Below are 17,578 nucleotides of genomic sequence, written 5' to 3' on the forward strand. Positions count from 1 at the left end.
AGTTCGTTCCTCTGCGCATCACGATCTATGATGCGACAGCCAGACGGTCCGGGCGTTTGCCACCTTTTTGCAGGCCGACTTGTGCGATGAAGCCATAAAGCGGTTCGTCGGGCAGGCCGGATTCCAATACCTTGCGCACGGCAATCAATTTTTCCAGATCAATGCCAGTTCGCAGTCCCATTTCTTCCAGCATATAGACCAGGTCTTCCGTCACAATGTTGCCAGAAGCCCCTGGTGCAAAGGGGCAACCGCCCAATCCTGCAAGAGATCCGTCAAAGGTTGTAATCCCGATATCCAAAGCCGCCAGAACATTCGCCAGGCCCAGTCCACGGGTATTATGCAAATGGGCCCCCCCTAACTTATCATCACCAATTTCCGCACGTACCGCCTTGAAGACACGCCGGATACCGGCAGGGTCCGCCATGCCTGTTGTATCGGCCAGCCCAACTTCATCCACCCCCGCTTCCACCAAGGCAACCGACAGACGGACAACTTCATCCTGGGCGACCGGACCCGCAATGGTACAACCCCAGACAGTGGATAAACCGCCTTCAATTGCGGGGCGCTGTCCTTCAGGCAGACTGTCGCGCAGGGCACAGATCCGGGCAATCTCCACAATGCTTTCCTCTGGGGTTCTGTTCACATTGGCACGGTTATGGGGGGCACTGACGGAAATCGGGACCGTGATCTTATCTGCCCCGGCAGCCATTGCGGCCTCTGCACCGCGATAATTCGGGGCCAGAACCGCCACATGCAATCCAGGCAGTGTTTTAGAGAAACGCGTGATCTCATCAGCATCGGCCATGCCAGGCACCAATTTCGGTGGCACGAAGGAACAGACTTCAATCTCCCGCAACCCGGCAGCATGTGCATCCGTAATCCAACGCTTCTTGTCAGCCGTGGACATGATTGATTTTGCCATCTGCAAGCCATCTCGCGGGCCAACTTCGCTGATCAGAATGTCGATATCGGTCATGGTCAGGTCCTTTATGATCGTGCAAAGGGAGTTGCGTGATAACATGCATTCGTTCTATTCTACGTAACGTCGTTCTAAAATATCAACTAAATTCGAGAATGACAAGTATATGGAGGATGCCAGAATGCCAGAAGAAACCCTTGATCATCTCAAGCAATCAGGAACTCAATCCACCTTACCGCTCGCGGGCATCCGGGTAATTGAGTTCAGCCATATGGTTATGGGGCCGACCTGTGGTCTGATTCTGGCCGATCTTGGTGCGGATGTGATCAAGGTGGAACCTGCGCCAGAGGGGGATAAGACCCGCAAGCTTACGGGATCCGGGGCTGGCTTCTTTACCGCCTATAATCGCAACAAGCGGTCCGTCGCAGTGGACGTTAAATCTGTGGAAGGCAAAGCGTTTGTCGAACGCCTGATCGCGACGGCAGACGTGCTGGTTGAAAATTTTCGCCCCGGCGCGCTGGATGGGATGGGGCTAGGGTATGAGAAACTGAAACAAACCAACCCCGGCTTGGTTTATTGTTCCGCGAAGGGGTTCCTGGCGGGACCTTACGAAAAGCGCACCGCCCTGGACGAAGTGGTTCAGATGATGGGCGGCCTGGCCTATATGACAGGGCCACCCGGCCGTCCCCTGCGCGCCGGCGCATCAGTCAATGATGTGATGGGCGGTATGTTCGGCGCCATTGGCGTAATGGCTGCGCTTCGACAACGGGATGTTACGGGGCAAGGCAGTGAAGTGATTTCGGCCTTATTTGAGAACTGCGCCTTCCTCAGTGGTCAGCACATGACGCAATTTGCCATGACAGGAAAGCCCGCCGCCCCCATGCCTGCACGGCTTTCGGCCTGGGCTGTTTATGACGTCTTTGATTGCAGCGATGGCGAACAGGTTTTTGTCGGCGTTGTGTCTGACAGACAATGGAAGACCTTTTGTGAGGATTTTCATCTGCTGGATCTGCTGGCTGATCCGGCCCTGGATACAAACGCCAAACGGTGCCATGCCAGAGATGCCTTCCTGCCCCAAATCCGCCGCCTGTTTCTGACCATTCCGTCAGAAACCCTGATGGCAAACTGTGAGAAATCGGGCTTGCCCTATGCGCCGATCCGCCGACCTGAAGATCTGTTTGACGATCCCCATCTGCAACAATCCGGCGGCCTGCTGGATATAACCCTGCCCGATGGAACGGAAACGCAGGTCCCTGCCTTGCCAATTTCCGTTGGCGGTTGGCGCCCTGGTGTTCGACTGAACATTCCCCGCAGCGGTCAACATAGCCAGGAACTGGCACAGGAACTCGGCTTCAGTAACGAGGAAATTGATGCCTTGAAGCAGTCTGGAATTATAAATTTCTCAGACTGACTTTGGTCTAACCATATATCTCCTGTGACAGACGGCGCGCCTCGTCCTTGGCCAGGTCAATCGCCTGATAGCGGGCCGCTTCGTCAAACCGTGTTCCCAAGCCAGACACGACAAGCGCGCCCATGAAGGCATCGCCTCGACCCAGAACGGGAACCGCAATCGATACGGTATTGGGGTCGCGCTCTCCCAAACTTATTGCATAGCCGCAGGACTTTATCTCCTCGGTCTTTGGGTCACTGCCATCAGAATAGGCCAGAATTAAATGTCCGGCCGCCCCTAAATTTAGCGGCAGGCGAACGCCTTCTTCCAGGTGATGCCGAATGGCCTGACTGCTGTTATGGCGCATCAAGCAAATCCGCGCATCGCCATCGCGCACATAAAAGGATGCGCTTTCCCCGGTTGTTTCAGACAGCCGCTTCAGGACCGGACGGACATGCGTTGCGACGTCAAATCGATTGCGGTACAGCGCGCCCAGACGCCAAAGCGTCGGTCCAAGCTGAAAATCCCCGTCCTCCCGCCGACGCAGATAGCCGTAGCTTTCCAGCGACACGCACAACCGAAGTATCGTGCTTTTATAAAGCCCGGTCTTTTGCGCGATTGTCTTTAGCGGAAGACTCTCATGATCCGATTCGAAACAATCCAGGATCGCCAACGCGCGCTCTACGGCCGCGACCCCCTTATCGCTCATTTCTTGAACGCATAATCACCACGCCTCCTGTCTTTGGGATTTTTACTTTACTTCAAACTTAACCCAAGTGTATTATAGAACGGTGTTCTGTCAGATAGAACAAATAAATTCTAAAGCCACGCACAAGTGTGGTGAAACAACAGGTCGGCTAAGACCAGCCTGAAAAAGGGAGGAAATCATGCGTAAGTTCCTTGCGACAGTTGTTGTTGCGTTTCCAATAAGCTTGAGTTTCGGTGTGGGCGCAAACGCCCAGGAAGTAATTTTCAGTGCCGTTGGTCCGACAACCCAAGATTATCAGATGGGGGTCGCCTGGTCGAACTTAATGGCGGAATCCGGATCGGATATCAAACTGACTGTTGTCGACAATGGCTCCGTAAAGGGCTTGCGGCAGGTCGCGGCGGGCCAGGCCGACATCGTCGCCATCGGCTCCCCCCATTACAAAGATGCCATTCAGCGCAGTGGTAAATTCAATGAAGACCCTGAAGATTTGGTCGAAAAATATAAAGACATGAGCACGCTGTTTGCGATCACGACCAGTGCTGCCCAATATGTTGCCCGCGTTGAAAGCGACATCAAAACCATTGCGGATTTCAAAGGCAAAACCCTGGCAATCGGTCGACCCGGCGGGAATGCAGGCCGCGTGACAATGGCGCTGTTCAAAGCCCATGGCATTGATCTGGAAGCCGGGGATGCCGACGGCCAATATCTGAAATACCAACCCGCACTGGATCAGATGGCGGATGGTACAATGGATGCGACGCTGGTGTGGGGTGGTGTGCCCCATGCGGGTGTTGACAATGCATCGCGCCAGATGAAGCTGCGCTTTGTTTCGCCAGACCCGGATAAGTTAGATGACTTCCGCAACAATATCACCAACGGCGAATACTATGTTTTTCAGGAAGTCTCCCCGGAAATCCTGAACAAGGCCTATGAAGGGCGCGTGCAAGCCGACAGCCCTGCGTATTTCTGGACCTTCCCTTTCATGATGGTTGTGCGCAATGATATGCCAGAAGAAACGGCTTATACGCTGGTGAAGACCTTTTGGGATAACATCGCAAAGGTGAATGACATGAGCCCGGCATTGGCGCTGATCCAAATGAAAAATGCCCTGACGGCGCTGTCTGCGCCGGTTCATCCTGGCGCGGCAAAATACTACCGCGAAGTAGGATTAATGCAGTAAGACTGGCAAAGTTTTCTGTTTAAGGGTCTGTTTCAATGCAAGACACCCCATCTAACCCCGCAGCAGCCCCAAAGGCGCTGCGGGTCCTTTTTCCCGCCTTGGGCAAACTGTGCTGTGTAGCATTGGCGGTGTTCATCGCCGCGACAACGGTTTTTGGGAAACTGCCCGCTGAGGCTCAATACAGCATCGCCCTGACATTAAGCATGGTCGCGGTTTTCCTGTTAAAGCCCGGTGTATTTCACGGAAATGGCGAACTGACCATGCGTATGGCCGTGGTCAATTCGATGTGGATCCTGGCGGCGCTGGGGACCGGCGGCTATTACCTGATGAACTATTACGAAATTGCGGCGTTTCGGGAAGGCATCCCCAACACTGCTGATTTGACCTGCTATGCCATTGGTACGCTTGTGGTTGTCGAGGCCGCGCGACGGGTCGAGGGTTGGGTTCTGGTTGGTATCGTCATCGCGGCCTTTCTTTACCTTGCCTATGGCCATTGGATGCCAGGCGTGTTGAACCACCGTGCAATGCCATTCTCCAATGCCCTGGAAGTCGCCTATAGTTACAAAGGGATCTATGGCATCGCCCTGGGCGCGGTGGTCGATGTTGTGATGGTCTTTGTCATTCTGGGAGCGGCCATTCGAATTTCGGGAGCTGGCGATTTTTTCAATTTCATCGCCATGCGGGCAACCAGTGGCTTGCGCTCCGGCCCGGCCCAGGCCGCCATCATAGCGTCGACATTGTTTGGATCGGTCAACGGGTCGGCCCCCGCCAATGTGGCGTCGACCGGTGTATTGACGATCCCAATGATGAAACGGGCGGGATATACCGCCGGTTTTGCGGGTGGGGTAGAAGCGACCGCATCCTGCGTTGGTCAGATCATTCCGCCCATCATGGGCGTTGGCGCCTTCATCATGTCGGAGATAACCGGCATTCCGTATGCGACAATCATGTTGGTCGCCATCGTTCCTGCGTTCCTGTTCATTTTCTCACTGTCAGTCGCAGCCATACTGGAAGCCCAGCGTCTGGGAATCAAAGCGCAGGGAGAAGCCACCACTGACATGTGGACCGGACAACGGGCGTCGCAAGCACTTGTACTGGTATTGGGTTTCGGCACTTTGCTGGGCATGCTGTTTTCTGGCTTTTCCCCAACCTTCAGCGGTCTCAGCGCGGCGGGCGTTACTCTGTTTACCGGATTCGTATTACCGAAAACCCGTTTCGGATGGGAAGCCACCTGGGAATTCCTTGTGGATTCAGGCCGGGATGGCCTGTCTGTGCTGATCGCGTGTGCCGCCATTGGTGTGGTTATCGGCGCGGTAAGTTCCACCGGTCTGGGTGTGAAACTGAATCAGCTGATTGTCTCCATGGGATCGGGAGACCTGCTGCCCGCGCTTATCCTGGCGGCGATCTGTTCGATTGTGTTGGGTATGGGGCTGCCGACTGCAGCGTCTTATTTGATGGTCGTCTTTGTCGCCGGTCCATCGCTGATGGAATTGGGGGTCAGCCAGCTACAGACGCATTTCTTCGTCTTCTATTACGCCGTCCTGTCAGCAATCACGCCCCCCGTGGCATTGGCTGTCTTTGCCGCCGCCGCCATCGCGCGAGAGAAGCCTTTAGTCATTGCGGGCAATTCCCTAAGGCTATGTGCTGTTGCCTTCGTTTTACCGATTGTCTGGATCTATCACCCGGAAATCTTCCTGGATACTCTCAGTGCCGACATGATTGGGCCGGCTTTGGCCGTATTTGCCGCCCTGACCTGCGCAATCATCGGGTTCAATGCCGCCCATATAGGGTATTTCTTCAGCCCCTTGCGGCTGTGGCATCGATTGGTATTAACACTTGGCGCGGCCGGTGCGGTTTACACAGATCCCTGGATACAAGCGGTTGCATGCGGCATGATCCTGCTGATCCTTGCGGACCGTTATATCGCTCAACGCCGCACCAGACTGGCCTGAAGGACGATCGGATGACCCCAGAAATTCAAATTCTTCAGGCAGAGTTGTGGAGCAGCATGCCAGACGCCCTGCGCCTACAGGATCGGCCCTCCGGTTGGGTGACAGCAAATAAACCCGGCGCCAAGGTTGACAGCTTTCTGGAGGGACCAACCATGGCACCCGATGGTGCATTATGGGTGGTTGATATCCCGTATGGTCGGATTCTGCGCATCACACCGGATGGTACCTGGACGGTTATGGCCGACTATGATGGCTGGCCCAACGGCATGCGCTATCGACCCGGCGGTACGTTATGCATCGCCGACTATAAACGTGGCATTCTGCGCCTGGACCCGCAAACCGGGACCATAACACCCCTTTTTGAGAGTTATCGCAGTGAGGGGTTCAAGGGCTGCAACGATCTTTGGTTCGCCCAGGACGGCACGCTGTTTTTCACCGATCAGGGTCAAACAGGGCTGCATGATCCCAGCGGTCGTGTCTATCGCGCCGGACCGGGTCTCAGCGACCTTGAGGTGCTTCTGGATACCGGACCCAGCCCCAATGGCCTAGTCACCAATCATGCCGGCACGGAATTATATGTCGCCATGACCCGCAGTTGTGAAATCTGGCGCATGCCGTTATTTGCCACGGGAACCAGCAAAGTCGGCCTTTTTGCGCGTCTGCCTGCCGGGCGCAGCGGGCCGGATGGGTTGGCCCTGGACCGGCTGGGGAACCTGTATGTCTGCCATGCCAGCCGTGGTTCGGTTTTTGTCTATAACCCGCATGGCGACCAAATCGCCCGCATCGATTGTCAGGCCTTTGGGTTGACGACCACGAACCTGACATTTGGGGGGGCTGATTGCGACACCCTGTTCATCACTGTTTCTGATACTGGCATAATCGCAAAAGCGTCGATCAAATCCCTGTTGGGATAGAGACCCGTGCCGGGTCATGGCAATCGCTTCAAGATATGGCCTTACCGACGCTCCCGCGAAGGCCCCAGTTTTGGCGGATGATAGCCGGTGCCGCGGAAGTCTTCGGTATGGATCGGGCGGCGGACCTCATCTGCGCGGGCAAGGGTATTCAGGCATGCGCCCGCCCGTGTGCCTGGAGTCAGCAGACGGTCGAGCAGGTCGGAGCGATCTTCGATGGTTTGGGCGATGACGTGGATGACAATGCCCTCGCGCTGCAGCTTACCCGTGACACGCATCAACCGCGCGGTCAAAAGGGGACGGCGGTAGCGCTCGAAGACATCGGTCCAGACAACGATATTGGCGGTGCCGGTTTCATCCTCGATGGTCGCGAAGATAACGCCATGGGCGCTGCCGGGACGTTGCCGAACCAGCACCAGTCCGGCGACCGAGACAGTCGTCCCGTCCTCCGTGTCTGCAAGGTGCAGGGCAGGTAGACAGCCCGCCAGGGGCGCATCGGCCTGATCGCGCACCAGGGTGAGCGGATGCGCCTTCAGGCTGAGGCGTAAACTGGCGTAATCCTCTGCGACCTCCTCGCCCAGTGTTGCCTTCGGCAGGTCGACGGGCAATTCCCGCCCCCGATCGCTTTCATTCGCGGCCTCGAACAGCGGCAGGGGCCTGTCGCCACCAATCCCACGCAGGGCCCAGATCACCTGACGCCGCGAGAGATGCAGTGAGGTAAACGCATCCGCCTCCGCCAATGCTGTCAGGCTGCGCCGCTTCAGGCCCGCGCGTCGCCACAGATCGGCGGGGTGGCGATAGCCGTTGGCGCGGGCGGCGGTAACCCATTCCGCCTCTGTCTGCTTCAACCCCTTCACCTGACGCAGCCCCAAACGCAGCGCAAAGCCCCCTTCCGCCGGTTCCAGCGTACAATCCCAGTCGGAATGATTGATATCAGGCGGGCGCACCGCGACACCATGGTCCTGCGCATCCCGCACGATCTGGGCCGGGGCATAGAAGCCCATCGGCTGGCTGTTCAACAGCGCACAAGCGAAGGCGGCGGGATAATGCCGCTTCATCCAGGCCGAGACATAGACCAGCAGTGCGAAACTGGCGGCATGGCTCTCAGGAAAACCGTATTCCCCGAAGCCTTCGATCTGCCGCCAGCATCGCTCTGCAAAGTCCGGCGGGTAGCCGTTCTGGGCCATTCCGTTAAGGAACTTGCCACGAAAGTTTTCAATCGTACCGACCTTGCGGAAGGTCGCCATCGCACGGCGTAATTGATCGGCCTCCTCCGGGCTGAACCTGGCTCCGACAATGGCGATCTTCATCGCCTGTTCCTGAAACAGTGGCACGCCCAGCGTCTTCTCCAGCACGGCACGCAATTCGGGAGAAGGATAATCCACCACCTCCTCCCCATTGCGGCGACGCAGATAGGGATGAACCATATCACCCTGAATCGGACCGGGGCGAACGATGGCAACCTCGATCACCAGGTCATAGAAATTGCGCGGCTTCATACGCGGCAGGAAGCTCATCTGCGCCCGGCTCTCGACCTGGAAAACACCCAGGGAATCCGCCCGGCACAGCATATCATAAGTCGCCGTGTCCCCCGGTGGCACCCCGGCCAAATCAACACTGCGGCCATGATGCCCACGGATCAGATCGAAACAGCGGCGGATACAGCTCAACATGCCAAGCGCCAGAACATCCACCTTAAGAATGCCCAGCGTATCAAGGTCATCCTTGTCCCACTGGATGACGGTGCGGTTTTCCATCGCGGCATTCTCAACCGGCACGATACTGTCGAGGCGGCTGTCGGTGATCACGAAACCGCCGACATGCTGGCCCAGATGGCGCGGGACGCCGGTGATCTGTCCAATCAGGGCCAGGGTCAGGTGCAGGCGTTCGTCACAGGGATCCAGCCCGATCTCCACCAGCCGTTCGGTCATGGCGGACGGATCAGATGAGCCCCAAACCTGAGAGGCCATCAGTGTCACCGTATCCTCACTCAGCCCCATCGCCTTGCCAACGTCGCGGATCGCACCGCGCGCCCGATAGCGGGTGACAGTGGCCGTCATCGAGGCGCGGTCACGACCGTATTTTGCATAGATGTACTGGATCACCTCCTCCCGGCGTTCGTGTTCGAAATCGACATCAATATCAGGGGGCTCATTACGAGCGGCAGAGATGAAACGTTCGAACAACAGGTCCAGCCGGTTCGGATCAATAGCGGTGATGCCAAGACAATAGCAGACCGCGGAATTGGCCGCCGAGCCGCGCCCCTGACAAAGAATATCCCGGCTGCGGGCGAAACGGACCAGATCCTCCACCGTCAGAAAATAGGGGGCATAGCCCAATTCTCCAATCAACCGCAATTCATGCTCGACAATGCTGCGCACCTTGGCCGGAATGCCGCCCGGATAGCGCTGTGCGGCACCATCCCAGGTCATCCGCTCCAGGACCGCCTGGGGTGTTTCCTCTGTGCCCAAAACCTCGCTGGGATAATCGCTGGAAAGTTCGTCCAGCGAGAAGCAGCAGCGCTCCAGGATATCAAGCGTTGCCGCACAGGCTTCCTCATAGCCCTGGAACAACCGCGCCATCTCTGCTGCACTCTTCAGATGCCGCTCTCCATTGCGGGCCAACAAGGTGCCTGCGGTATCGATAACCTGCTTCTCTCGGATACAGGTCAGCACATCGGCCAGCGGACGGCGGGTGGGGCTGTGCATCAGGACATCATTGACCGCGACCAGACGCAGGCCCAATGCCCGGGCGATTGCCGCATGACGGGCAATGCGCCGGTCATCGTCGCCACGATGCAAGTGGCTGGCGGCGAGATAGAGATCCTGCGGACAGGCAACGGCTTTCAGGCGCAGAAGCTGTTTGGAAAGGGCGGCCCTGTCCATACTTTCATCGGCCAGTACGATCAGCACAGTATCCTGGGCGGCAGCCAGCACGTCGTCCAGATACAGCAGGCAAGACCCCTTCTCCGCCCGGCGGCGGCCCAGGGTGATCAATTGCGACAGACGGCCATAGGCGGCGCGGTCTCTGGGATAGGCGATCAGAGGGGGGGCATCCTGCAGATCCAGACGGGCACCGATCAGCAGCGGCAGGCCCGCCTGCTTTGCCGCCTTATGGGCCCGCACCACGCCCGCCAAACTGTTGCGGTCTGCAACGCCAAGGCCCGCCAGGCCCAGCGCTTTTGCCTGCACCACCAGTTCATCAGCATGGGAGGCCCCTTCCAGGAAACTGAAATTGGTCATGCAACACAGTTCGGCATAGCGTTGCATCGCAGATCACCACAAACCGTGCAGGAACCAGTGCGACCGGGGCGTATCAGCTTTCCCCGATTCCGCGCCTGATCCTGCATGCGACCCTGCGGTTCCGTCGCGGTAGATCCAGAACCGCTGACCCGCTTCGTCCTCAACCTGCCAATAATCCCGTGCGCCTGCGGCCCAGGCCGCATCCCGCCGCCACCAGTCAGGCGCGATCCGCTCCGGTCCCTGTGCGATCCGAACCCTATGCTCACGCCCCTGCAAGCGAAAGCGCACCAGCGGATCGCCGGGCCTTGGCGCGTGCAGCGGCACCAGCGGGATCGGTTGACCCAGCAGGCGGGTCGGGCGACCGACAGTACGGGGCCAACCGCCTGCCGGGTCCCGTCGCGACGACACTGCGGGGCGCGGCCCCTGGGCGGTATCCGGCAGGCGGCTATCGACCGAGGCGAGGCGGAACAGATTCTCTGCTCCCAGCCGGTTTATCAGCCGGTCACAGACCGATGCCAGCCGGTCGTCTGCAACTGTATCCTCGGTTCCGCTATCCTCAGTCAGGGCCCCGCTGTCGATCTGGTCATGCTCAAAAGGCTCAACAATCGGGGCGGTCAGGATCAGGCAGTCGATCCCAAAGCCGGGGTCCAGGCTTTCCAGTTTCTCTGCCAGCAAGCGCATCAGCGGCGGGACGGCCCGGACCGGACGGCTGGTGCCGATGGTGATCTCCTGCACCGTGCCGTCGGCGCGGCAGGCGGTCAGGGTCAGGCGTCGGCAGCCCATGGCCTTCGCCTGTAGCTGTACCGAGAGGTCCGAGAGCAGCTGGGTAAGCGCGGCATCAATATCACTGCGCAGGCCAATCGGATCGGCGAAGGCAAGGCGGAGACGATAGGGCGTGGCTGGACGCCGGGGGGCTATCGGATGCGATGCCTGTCCAAGCAACCGGTCGAGGGCGGAGACCACCACTGGTCCAAAGCGGGTGGCCAGCGCCGCACGGGGCAGTTGATACAGATCCCCCAAATAGTGCAGACCGACCCGGTGCATTCCTGACAGCGCATCACGATCCATCGCCCCTTCTGCCAGCGCAAGGGCTGAGACCGGCAGATCGGCAAGGGCCGTGCTCAGACCACGGCGTTTGCTGACCACACAATCCTGCGGCCCATGGAGCGCCAGCGCGATGGCCGCGGCGGGACTGGCAGCCAGGGCGGCACGTACCGACAGGCCGGTGCGACGCAGCCGATCACGGACATCCTCCAACATCGCCTTCTCCCCCCCGAAAAGATGTGTGCAGCCTGTTGCTTCAATCACCAATCTGTCGCTGCCCGCAACCGCCACAAGCGGCGAATAACGGTCGCACCAGTCCGCCAGACGCTGCACCAGGGCCGCATCGGCAATGGGGTCCAACGGTTCAGCGCGAAGTTCTGGATGGATCGCGCGGGCGCTTGCCAGTGTCATGCCGGGGGACAGCCCCTCACGCGCCGCCAGTGCATCGACAGCGGCCAGGAAGACGCCTGATCCTGCGCGGCGCGTTGCAACCAGTGCCCGCTCTGTATTGATCTGCTTCTCCCGGCGTAAGCGGTCCGTCGATAGACAGGGAAACCAGAGCGCAAGATACAGCGGATTCAGACGGGAGATGGGGGCTGTCGTCATGCCGGGACGCTCCAGCACCCTTCTTCGCCAATCCTGTCCGCACTTCCCCCGCGCTGCCGTTGCAGTACCAGGCGCCAATGGGGATCGATCATTGCCCCCTGCCGGATGGAGGGTATCGGGTCGACTTGCCATCGGCTTGCCGCGATGCCAGGGGCCAGCACCGGACCATGTCCCTGCACCTCACGCAGGATCAGGCCCAGCGCGCCCCCGCGCCCGGCCGCCAGATGCAGGCGGCGGCTGGGGATCAAGCCAACCGGGTCGGCGGGCTGCAGCACCACAGCCGTGAAAGCGCCAGAACGCAGGGCTTCTTCAGCGATCCAGCAGCCTTCGCTGCCATTTCGGGCCCGGGCGATGATCAGCCGATCCGGCAGATCGCCCTGGCCGATCTGCACCAGTCCCGGCCCGTAAAGTGTGGTCTTCTGCCCGGCTGGATGGCACCACAGCACTGCCCCCTTCAGCCGCCCCAACAGCCGTATGGCAAACCCTGTTGCCGCCCTACCCCCAACCTCATGCAACGCGCCCAGGCCAAGCCCGCCCCCCAGCGCCGCATCCGGTTCCTCCCAGCCCAGCGCCACAGAGCGATGACACCGGGGGCGATCCCGCGCCTCAATGCGCCGCATCAGCCCCCGCGCCCTATCAAGCGCCGAACGCCGCCGGTCCTCCTGCGCTTCCTCCAACCGCATGGGGTGCATCTCCAATCAATTTATTCATACTATGTTCTTTAATATAGTCTACTAATGTTCTTATCAAGGGGGCGAGGAGATAGCGACCCAAGTTGCATAAACGATCTATAAACAGGTCTTTAAAAATCCTAAAGCCCTTTTTATAGAACAAATCATTGCAAAACTGACTTGAAATATGCTATCTTGACCCATAAATAATCCTTTAAGGGTTTTTACGCCCTGTTAATGGAACAGGATTAATCGCAATGGCAAAGCCGAACACCCGACCTTATTCCCGTTACGGACTGGAAGCCGCTGAACTGCTGGGGCTGTTGATTCACGACGCGCGCACTGAGCGAGGACTGACGGTCGCGGAAGCTGCTGAACGCGCAGGCATATCACGCGGGCTGGTCCACAGGATCGAGAATGGCGAGATGGGCTGCTCCATCGGTGCCGTCTTTGAGCTCGCTGCCATCGTTGGCGTGCCGCTCTTTGAACCGGAGCCCTCCACCCTGACCCGCCATCTTGCAGCGGCACGAAGCAAGCTGACCCTGTTGCCGAAGAAAGTGCGCAAAAGCACAAAGGCGGTGAAGGATGATTTCTAAGCCCCGTCATGATGAAGCGTATGTCTGGGTATGGCTGCCCGACGCAACCCAGCCGGTTGTCGCTGGTCGCCTCGCCCGTGATGGCGATGGCCTGATTTTCAACTATGGCCGTCGCTACCTGGAGCTTGAAGGAGCTATTCCCCTCTATCTGCCTGAGCTGCCCTTACGTACAGGTGCAATCCCCCCTGAGCCGGGCCTGAACATGGCAGGCTGCCTGCGCGATGGCGCACCAGATGCCTGGGGGCGGCGTGTGATCCTGAATAGAACCTTTGGCATCAAGGGCGAGGATGCCGATATCGGCGCAATCGACGAACTGACCTATCTGCTTGAATCTGGCTCCGACCGCATTGGTGCGCTCGACTTTCAGCTATCCCCGACAAGATATGTTCCCCGTTCTGTACAGGCCGCCACTCTGGAGGAATTGCTCACCGCCGCTGAGAAGGTCGAAAGGGGCATTCCCCTCACTCCTGAGCTGGATCAGGCCCTGTTTCATGGCAGTTCGCTGGGCGGCGCACGACCCAAGGCCATGATTGAGGAAGACGAAAAGAAGCTGATCGCCAAGTTCTCCTCGTCCTCGGACACCTACAACGTGGTGAAGGCGGAATTCATCGCCATGCGGCTTGCTGCCAAGGCCGGTCTCAACGTTGCGCCGGTGCGCCTGGCCCATGTCGCGGGGAAGGATGTGCTGCTGGTCGAACGTTTTGACCGCCTGCACATAGGTGACGCCTGGCAGCGGAAAGCCATGGTCTCGGCGCTGACGATATTCGGGCTCGATGAGATGATGGCCCGCTATGCCAGCTATGCCGATCTGACCGAAGTGATCCGGCATCGTTTCAGCCAGCCAAAGGACACATTGCGCGAATTGTTCGGGCGACTGGTGTTCAACATCCTGTGCGGCAATACCGACGACCATGCCCGCAACCATGCCGCCTTCTGGGATGGCAAGTCACTCCACCTGACCCCCGCCTATGATATCTGCCCGCAAAGCAGAACCGGCAACGAGGCCAGCCAGGCCATGCTGATTACCGATAACAATCGGCGCAGCACGCTCGCGACCTGCATCGAGGCGGCTCCCAACTTCCTGCTCGATAAACAAACCGCTGCGGGAGTTATTCAGGACATGCTGGCAATCCTGCGAACGGAATGGGAAGCAACCTGCAATGAGGCCTGCCTCTCAGACGTGGATCGAAACCTGTTCTGGGAGCGGATATTCCTCAACCCCTATATTTTTGAGGGCAACGAGAATCTGTGACGGGGTGCCGCGGCCACACCGACGCATTCCATGGCGACGGAATGGCCATACGAAGCCGGAAATGACCGTATATTACTTGATAAAGGCAGAGGCTCTAAGACCCCGAAAACCGCCGTACGACATTCTCCAACAGGCGGGAGACGGCGTTATCATAATTATTGCAGGGCAGACTGCCGCAAAAGGTGATCGACCCGACAGAAAAAACCCCGCCCCCGGATGGCGTGTCGAAATAAATGATATCTGAACGGATCAGGTCCGCGGGAGGGTCACCGGTCGTTGTGCTGACATGGGTCAGCATTTCTTCTGGCGCGACGACATAAGTGTCGGCATGGGCTTCGGATTGGGCGACAATAATTGCATTCTCTGGTGATCCCAGCAGCGGATCATAACGGTCCAGTTCATAACCTGCGGCACCACTGCCAGACAGGCCCTCATTCCCAAAGACATCCCCCTCAACACCCTCAAACATCCATTGCGCCTCGTCGCAATAGGACTGCGCTGTGCGACGATAATAGGATCCATTAAAGGTACCCTGAGCGGAAAACCCGACACCCGTCAAAATCTGCGGCGGGCGCCCATTGCGTCGCCACAGGCCACCATACTGGCCGTCCAGGGCATTATAATATTCACCGGGCTGTGCCGCCCAGGTTCGGATGCCGCCTTCATTGCGTCGGATTTCCGCAATCCCGGGAATAGTATCAGACACCGCAATCCGCCAGTAAAATCCGTTCCCCCCCAGATAACACAGATTCCCCCCCTGATCCGTATATCCCTGAAAGGCATCCAGGGATCGTTCAGTATGGTATTCGGGGTGGGTACAGGTCAGAACCGTCCGATATGGATTTAATGCGTCCGCGCCATCGCGTTCCAGTTGATGATCTGTGACCACATCAAAATCCAACCCCTTATTCTCCAGCCAGGACCACAGATGGCTGTCCGCCTGATAGTGACGCAATCCTGACCCACAACGAGGCGCCAGCAGGGTCAAATAGCCAGAGCGTAAGTTTATCAATGGCCTGCGCCAGGAGCATAGGCTGATGCCAGACCCATCGGGATGCAGATTATAGCTGGATTGGCTGAACTGGCTTTGGCGCTCTGGATTATACGGATAAGCACCCCAGTCTTTCATCCGTTGCTCAATTGCAGGGCCATAATCATAACGCCCATTATTGCCGTACATGACATAGGTATAGGTGGGAATGACGACGCAGATCGACGCACGCGGATGACCCAACGGGGCGGCAACAAAGAACGGAACAAAGTCCGTCTCCTCCCCACACCGCAACCGCATGGCATAGTTGCCGCTTTTAAAATCCTTCGGGATTTCAAAAGTGAAATCATCTTCCCATCCACAATCGTAACAATCGTCTTCATGAAAATGAATGGCTGCATAGTCCTGCGGCGCATGACGCCAGCACATTTCGCGCCCCCGCCAACTCACGCCAGTGACGCCTCTGGTCGGCATGTTCACCAGAGTTCCGTGAAATCCATTCGGGCCAATATCTGAAATCCTGTCACTACCAATTCCCTTAGAAAAATCCCAGGCGGCGAAACATCCTGTCGGTACATTTTCAGCAAAGGGATCTGCGCCGACTGCGTGGCTTGAATAGAGTCTAGGAGCTTCTAAACGGCCATTGAACAGATTATCGGGCGTCCCGACTATATTCCTGGCCGCAATCGTAACCTGGGACAGATCAGACAGTTTCAATGCATCCTTGGTGGACAGCCGGCCGGAAACGGTCATCACAGTCGTGATTTTCCGGGCATCCTGAAACACCAATTTGGCATTGCCGGTCATGAAGTCGATAGACGCCGTAAGGCGATACCATTGGCGCAGACGTGGCTGCGTCTTAAGGCACAAGCGATCTGTCTGACCCTCCCGCGCTAGAGCAAGGGCCGGACCATCACGATCAAGGCAAAGCTCCAACACCACCCCAGTCGCAGGATCCCCGATGGCAATAAGCGTCTGGCGATCACGATCCAACAGGAACGGGCATACCATAACGGCAAGCGTCAGCTGCTGATGTTCGGTTGCACGATTGAGCGGCACCACAGCATAAGAGCCCAATGCATAGTCCTGGAACCGTGAGGGATACTGCCCATTACAGGTGGCATGGACTTCTTCATGGATGATACCTGGACCATCGGGATTCGGATCTGCCGATATAATTCGGACCACTTGAACGTCATAGGGTTGATCGCTGGTGGAACTGACTTTGAAGCCAAGGCTTTCACCTGGGCGGGCGCCAAGCTCATTGGCATAGCCGATTAGCGGGATCATCCTTTCACCGCCCCAGCTGCCAAGCCACGTATGAAGAACCGACTGAGGAAGGTGAACATCACAAACAACGGCAATGCGATTAATGTCGACCCCGCCATCAATTCCCCCCACCGCAATTCATACAATCCCACCATTGTATCAAGGCCGACTGGCAGGGTTTTGTTGACATCACTGCTGATCATGACCAGTGCGAAGACATAGTCGGTCCAGGATAATAAGAAGGCAAAAATCGCGACGGTTACGATCCCTGGCAAAGTCAGGGGCAGGACCACCAGGATAAAGGCCTTCAACCGGGAACACCCATCCACCATGGCGGCTTCTTCCACATCTGTTGGAATCTGTTTGAAAAAGCCCCACAGCAGCCAAACACCCAGCGGCAGCGCCAGGGTCGTGTGTGAAATGATCAGCGACAGCAATGTGTCTGGAATACCGATCTGGACGAACAATGTTGCCAGCGGGATCGCCAGCAAAAGGGGCGGAAACATATACGCATACAGCATAGTGCCGATTACCAGGCTCTTACCGCGAAACTGAAGCCGGGTAACCGAATAGGCAATCAGCACAGACAACACGATTGTCACCGCCACCGTGCCAGAGGCCACAATGACTGAATTCATGAACCAGGTTGGATAGTCCGTCAGTTCCAACAAGGTCGAAAAGTTTTCCAGCGTAAACGGCACAGGAATGAAATCGATTGAACTGTAAATGGTCCGTGCGTCACGAAAACTGGTATTGATCATCCAGTAAACCGGGAACACGGAATACACGACCATGCACAACAGCAGAAGCCAATAGATTGTTCGAGAAATCGGCTTGGTCATCGTC

General features: G+C 57.7%; 13 protein-coding genes. 6 read left to right on the forward strand and 7 right to left on the reverse strand.

Going from position 1 to position 17,578, the window contains the following annotated elements; genetic code table 11:
• Positions 1-25: 25 nt before the first annotated feature.
• Complete coding sequence (locus ACOSDM_RS12955; RefSeq protein ID WP_420724957.1) at positions 26-976, reverse strand: hydroxymethylglutaryl-CoA lyase; 951 nt, start codon at positions 974-976, stop codon at positions 26-28.
• A gap of 124 nt (positions 977-1,100) precedes the next feature.
• Between ACOSDM_RS12955 and ACOSDM_RS12960 the strand changes: the two genes are divergently transcribed.
• Positions 1,101-2,330 carry a CaiB/BaiF CoA transferase family protein gene (locus tag ACOSDM_RS12960; protein WP_420724958.1) on the forward strand — a complete coding sequence of 410 codons (1,230 nt, stop codon included), beginning with the start codon at positions 1,101-1,103 and terminating at the stop codon, positions 2,328-2,330.
• 7 nt (positions 2,331-2,337) lie between these two features.
• Here ACOSDM_RS12960 and ACOSDM_RS12965 read toward each other — a convergent pair whose 3' ends face one another.
• Complete coding sequence (locus tag ACOSDM_RS12965) at positions 2,338-3,018, reverse strand: IclR family transcriptional regulator (RefSeq protein WP_420724959.1); 681 nt, start codon at positions 3,016-3,018, stop codon at positions 2,338-2,340.
• Between the two features lie 178 nt (positions 3,019-3,196).
• Between ACOSDM_RS12965 and ACOSDM_RS12970 the strand changes: the two genes are divergently transcribed.
• From ACOSDM_RS12970 to ACOSDM_RS12980, 3 genes are read left to right on the forward strand one after another with little or no spacing between them, the layout of a single operon-like run.
• The gene (locus ACOSDM_RS12970; RefSeq protein ID WP_420724960.1) at positions 3,197-4,198 is read left to right on the forward strand and encodes a TAXI family TRAP transporter solute-binding subunit; all 1,002 of its coding nucleotides are present in this window, start codon (positions 3,197-3,199) and stop codon (positions 4,196-4,198) included.
• A 35-nt stretch (positions 4,199-4,233) separates the two neighbouring features.
• On the forward strand, positions 4,234-6,150 hold the full coding sequence (locus tag ACOSDM_RS12975) for a TRAP transporter permease (RefSeq protein ID WP_420724961.1): 1,917 nt from the start codon (positions 4,234-4,236) through the stop codon (positions 6,148-6,150).
• A gap of 11 nt (positions 6,151-6,161) precedes the next feature.
• Positions 6,162-7,064, forward strand: a complete 903-nt coding sequence (locus ACOSDM_RS12980) for an SMP-30/gluconolactonase/LRE family protein (protein WP_420724962.1) — start codon at positions 6,162-6,164, stop codon at positions 7,062-7,064.
• Between the two features lie 41 nt (positions 7,065-7,105).
• On the opposite strand, the gene ACOSDM_RS12985 is transcribed toward ACOSDM_RS12980, so the two are convergent.
• The 3 genes from ACOSDM_RS12985 to ACOSDM_RS12995 are packed head-to-tail and all read right to left on the reverse strand — an operon-like array spanning position 7,106 to position 12,636.
• Positions 7,106-10,330, reverse strand: coding sequence for an error-prone DNA polymerase (locus ACOSDM_RS12985; protein ID WP_420724963.1), 3,225 nt, complete (start codon positions 10,328-10,330; stop codon positions 7,106-7,108).
• Between the two features lie 6 nt (positions 10,331-10,336).
• Positions 10,337-11,953 carry a Y-family DNA polymerase gene (locus tag ACOSDM_RS12990; protein WP_420724964.1) on the reverse strand — a complete coding sequence of 539 codons (1,617 nt, stop codon included), beginning with the start codon at positions 11,951-11,953 and terminating at the stop codon, positions 10,337-10,339.
• The gene (locus ACOSDM_RS12995; RefSeq protein WP_420724965.1) at positions 11,950-12,636 is read right to left on the reverse strand and encodes an ImuA family protein; all 687 of its coding nucleotides are present in this window, start codon (positions 12,634-12,636) and stop codon (positions 11,950-11,952) included. Before ACOSDM_RS12995 ends, ACOSDM_RS12990 begins: the two co-directional genes overlap by 4 nt.
• Positions 12,637-12,881: 245 nt before the next feature.
• Between ACOSDM_RS12995 and ACOSDM_RS13000 the strand changes: the two genes are divergently transcribed.
• Both ACOSDM_RS13000 and ACOSDM_RS13005 read left to right on the forward strand, forming a co-directional pair.
• A complete protein-coding gene (locus ACOSDM_RS13000) occupies positions 12,882-13,220 on the forward strand; it encodes a helix-turn-helix transcriptional regulator (RefSeq protein ID WP_420724966.1) in 339 nt (112 codons plus the stop codon).
• The gene (locus ACOSDM_RS13005; RefSeq protein WP_420724967.1) at positions 13,210-14,472 is read left to right on the forward strand and encodes a type II toxin-antitoxin system HipA family toxin; all 1,263 of its coding nucleotides are present in this window, start codon (positions 13,210-13,212) and stop codon (positions 14,470-14,472) included. The genes ACOSDM_RS13000 and ACOSDM_RS13005 overlap by 11 nt, the downstream gene beginning before the upstream one ends.
• Before the next feature lie 94 nt (positions 14,473-14,566).
• Here the strand turns inward: ACOSDM_RS13005 and ACOSDM_RS13010 are convergent, their stop codons facing one another.
• Entirely contained in the window at positions 14,567-16,753 is a 2,187-nt protein-coding gene (locus ACOSDM_RS13010; RefSeq protein ID WP_420724968.1) for a N,N-dimethylformamidase beta subunit family domain-containing protein, read from the reverse strand.
• On the reverse strand, positions 16,750-17,574 hold the full coding sequence (locus ACOSDM_RS13015) for a carbohydrate ABC transporter permease (RefSeq protein WP_420724969.1): 825 nt from the start codon (positions 17,572-17,574) through the stop codon (positions 16,750-16,752). The genes ACOSDM_RS13010 and ACOSDM_RS13015 overlap by 4 nt, the downstream gene beginning before the upstream one ends.
• Between the last annotated feature and the right edge of the window lie 4 nt (positions 17,575-17,578).

This window comes from Hwanghaeella sp. LZ110, assembly GCF_048892525.1.
GTDB lineage: Bacteria > Pseudomonadota > Alphaproteobacteria > UBA8366 > Aestuariispiraceae > Pacificispira.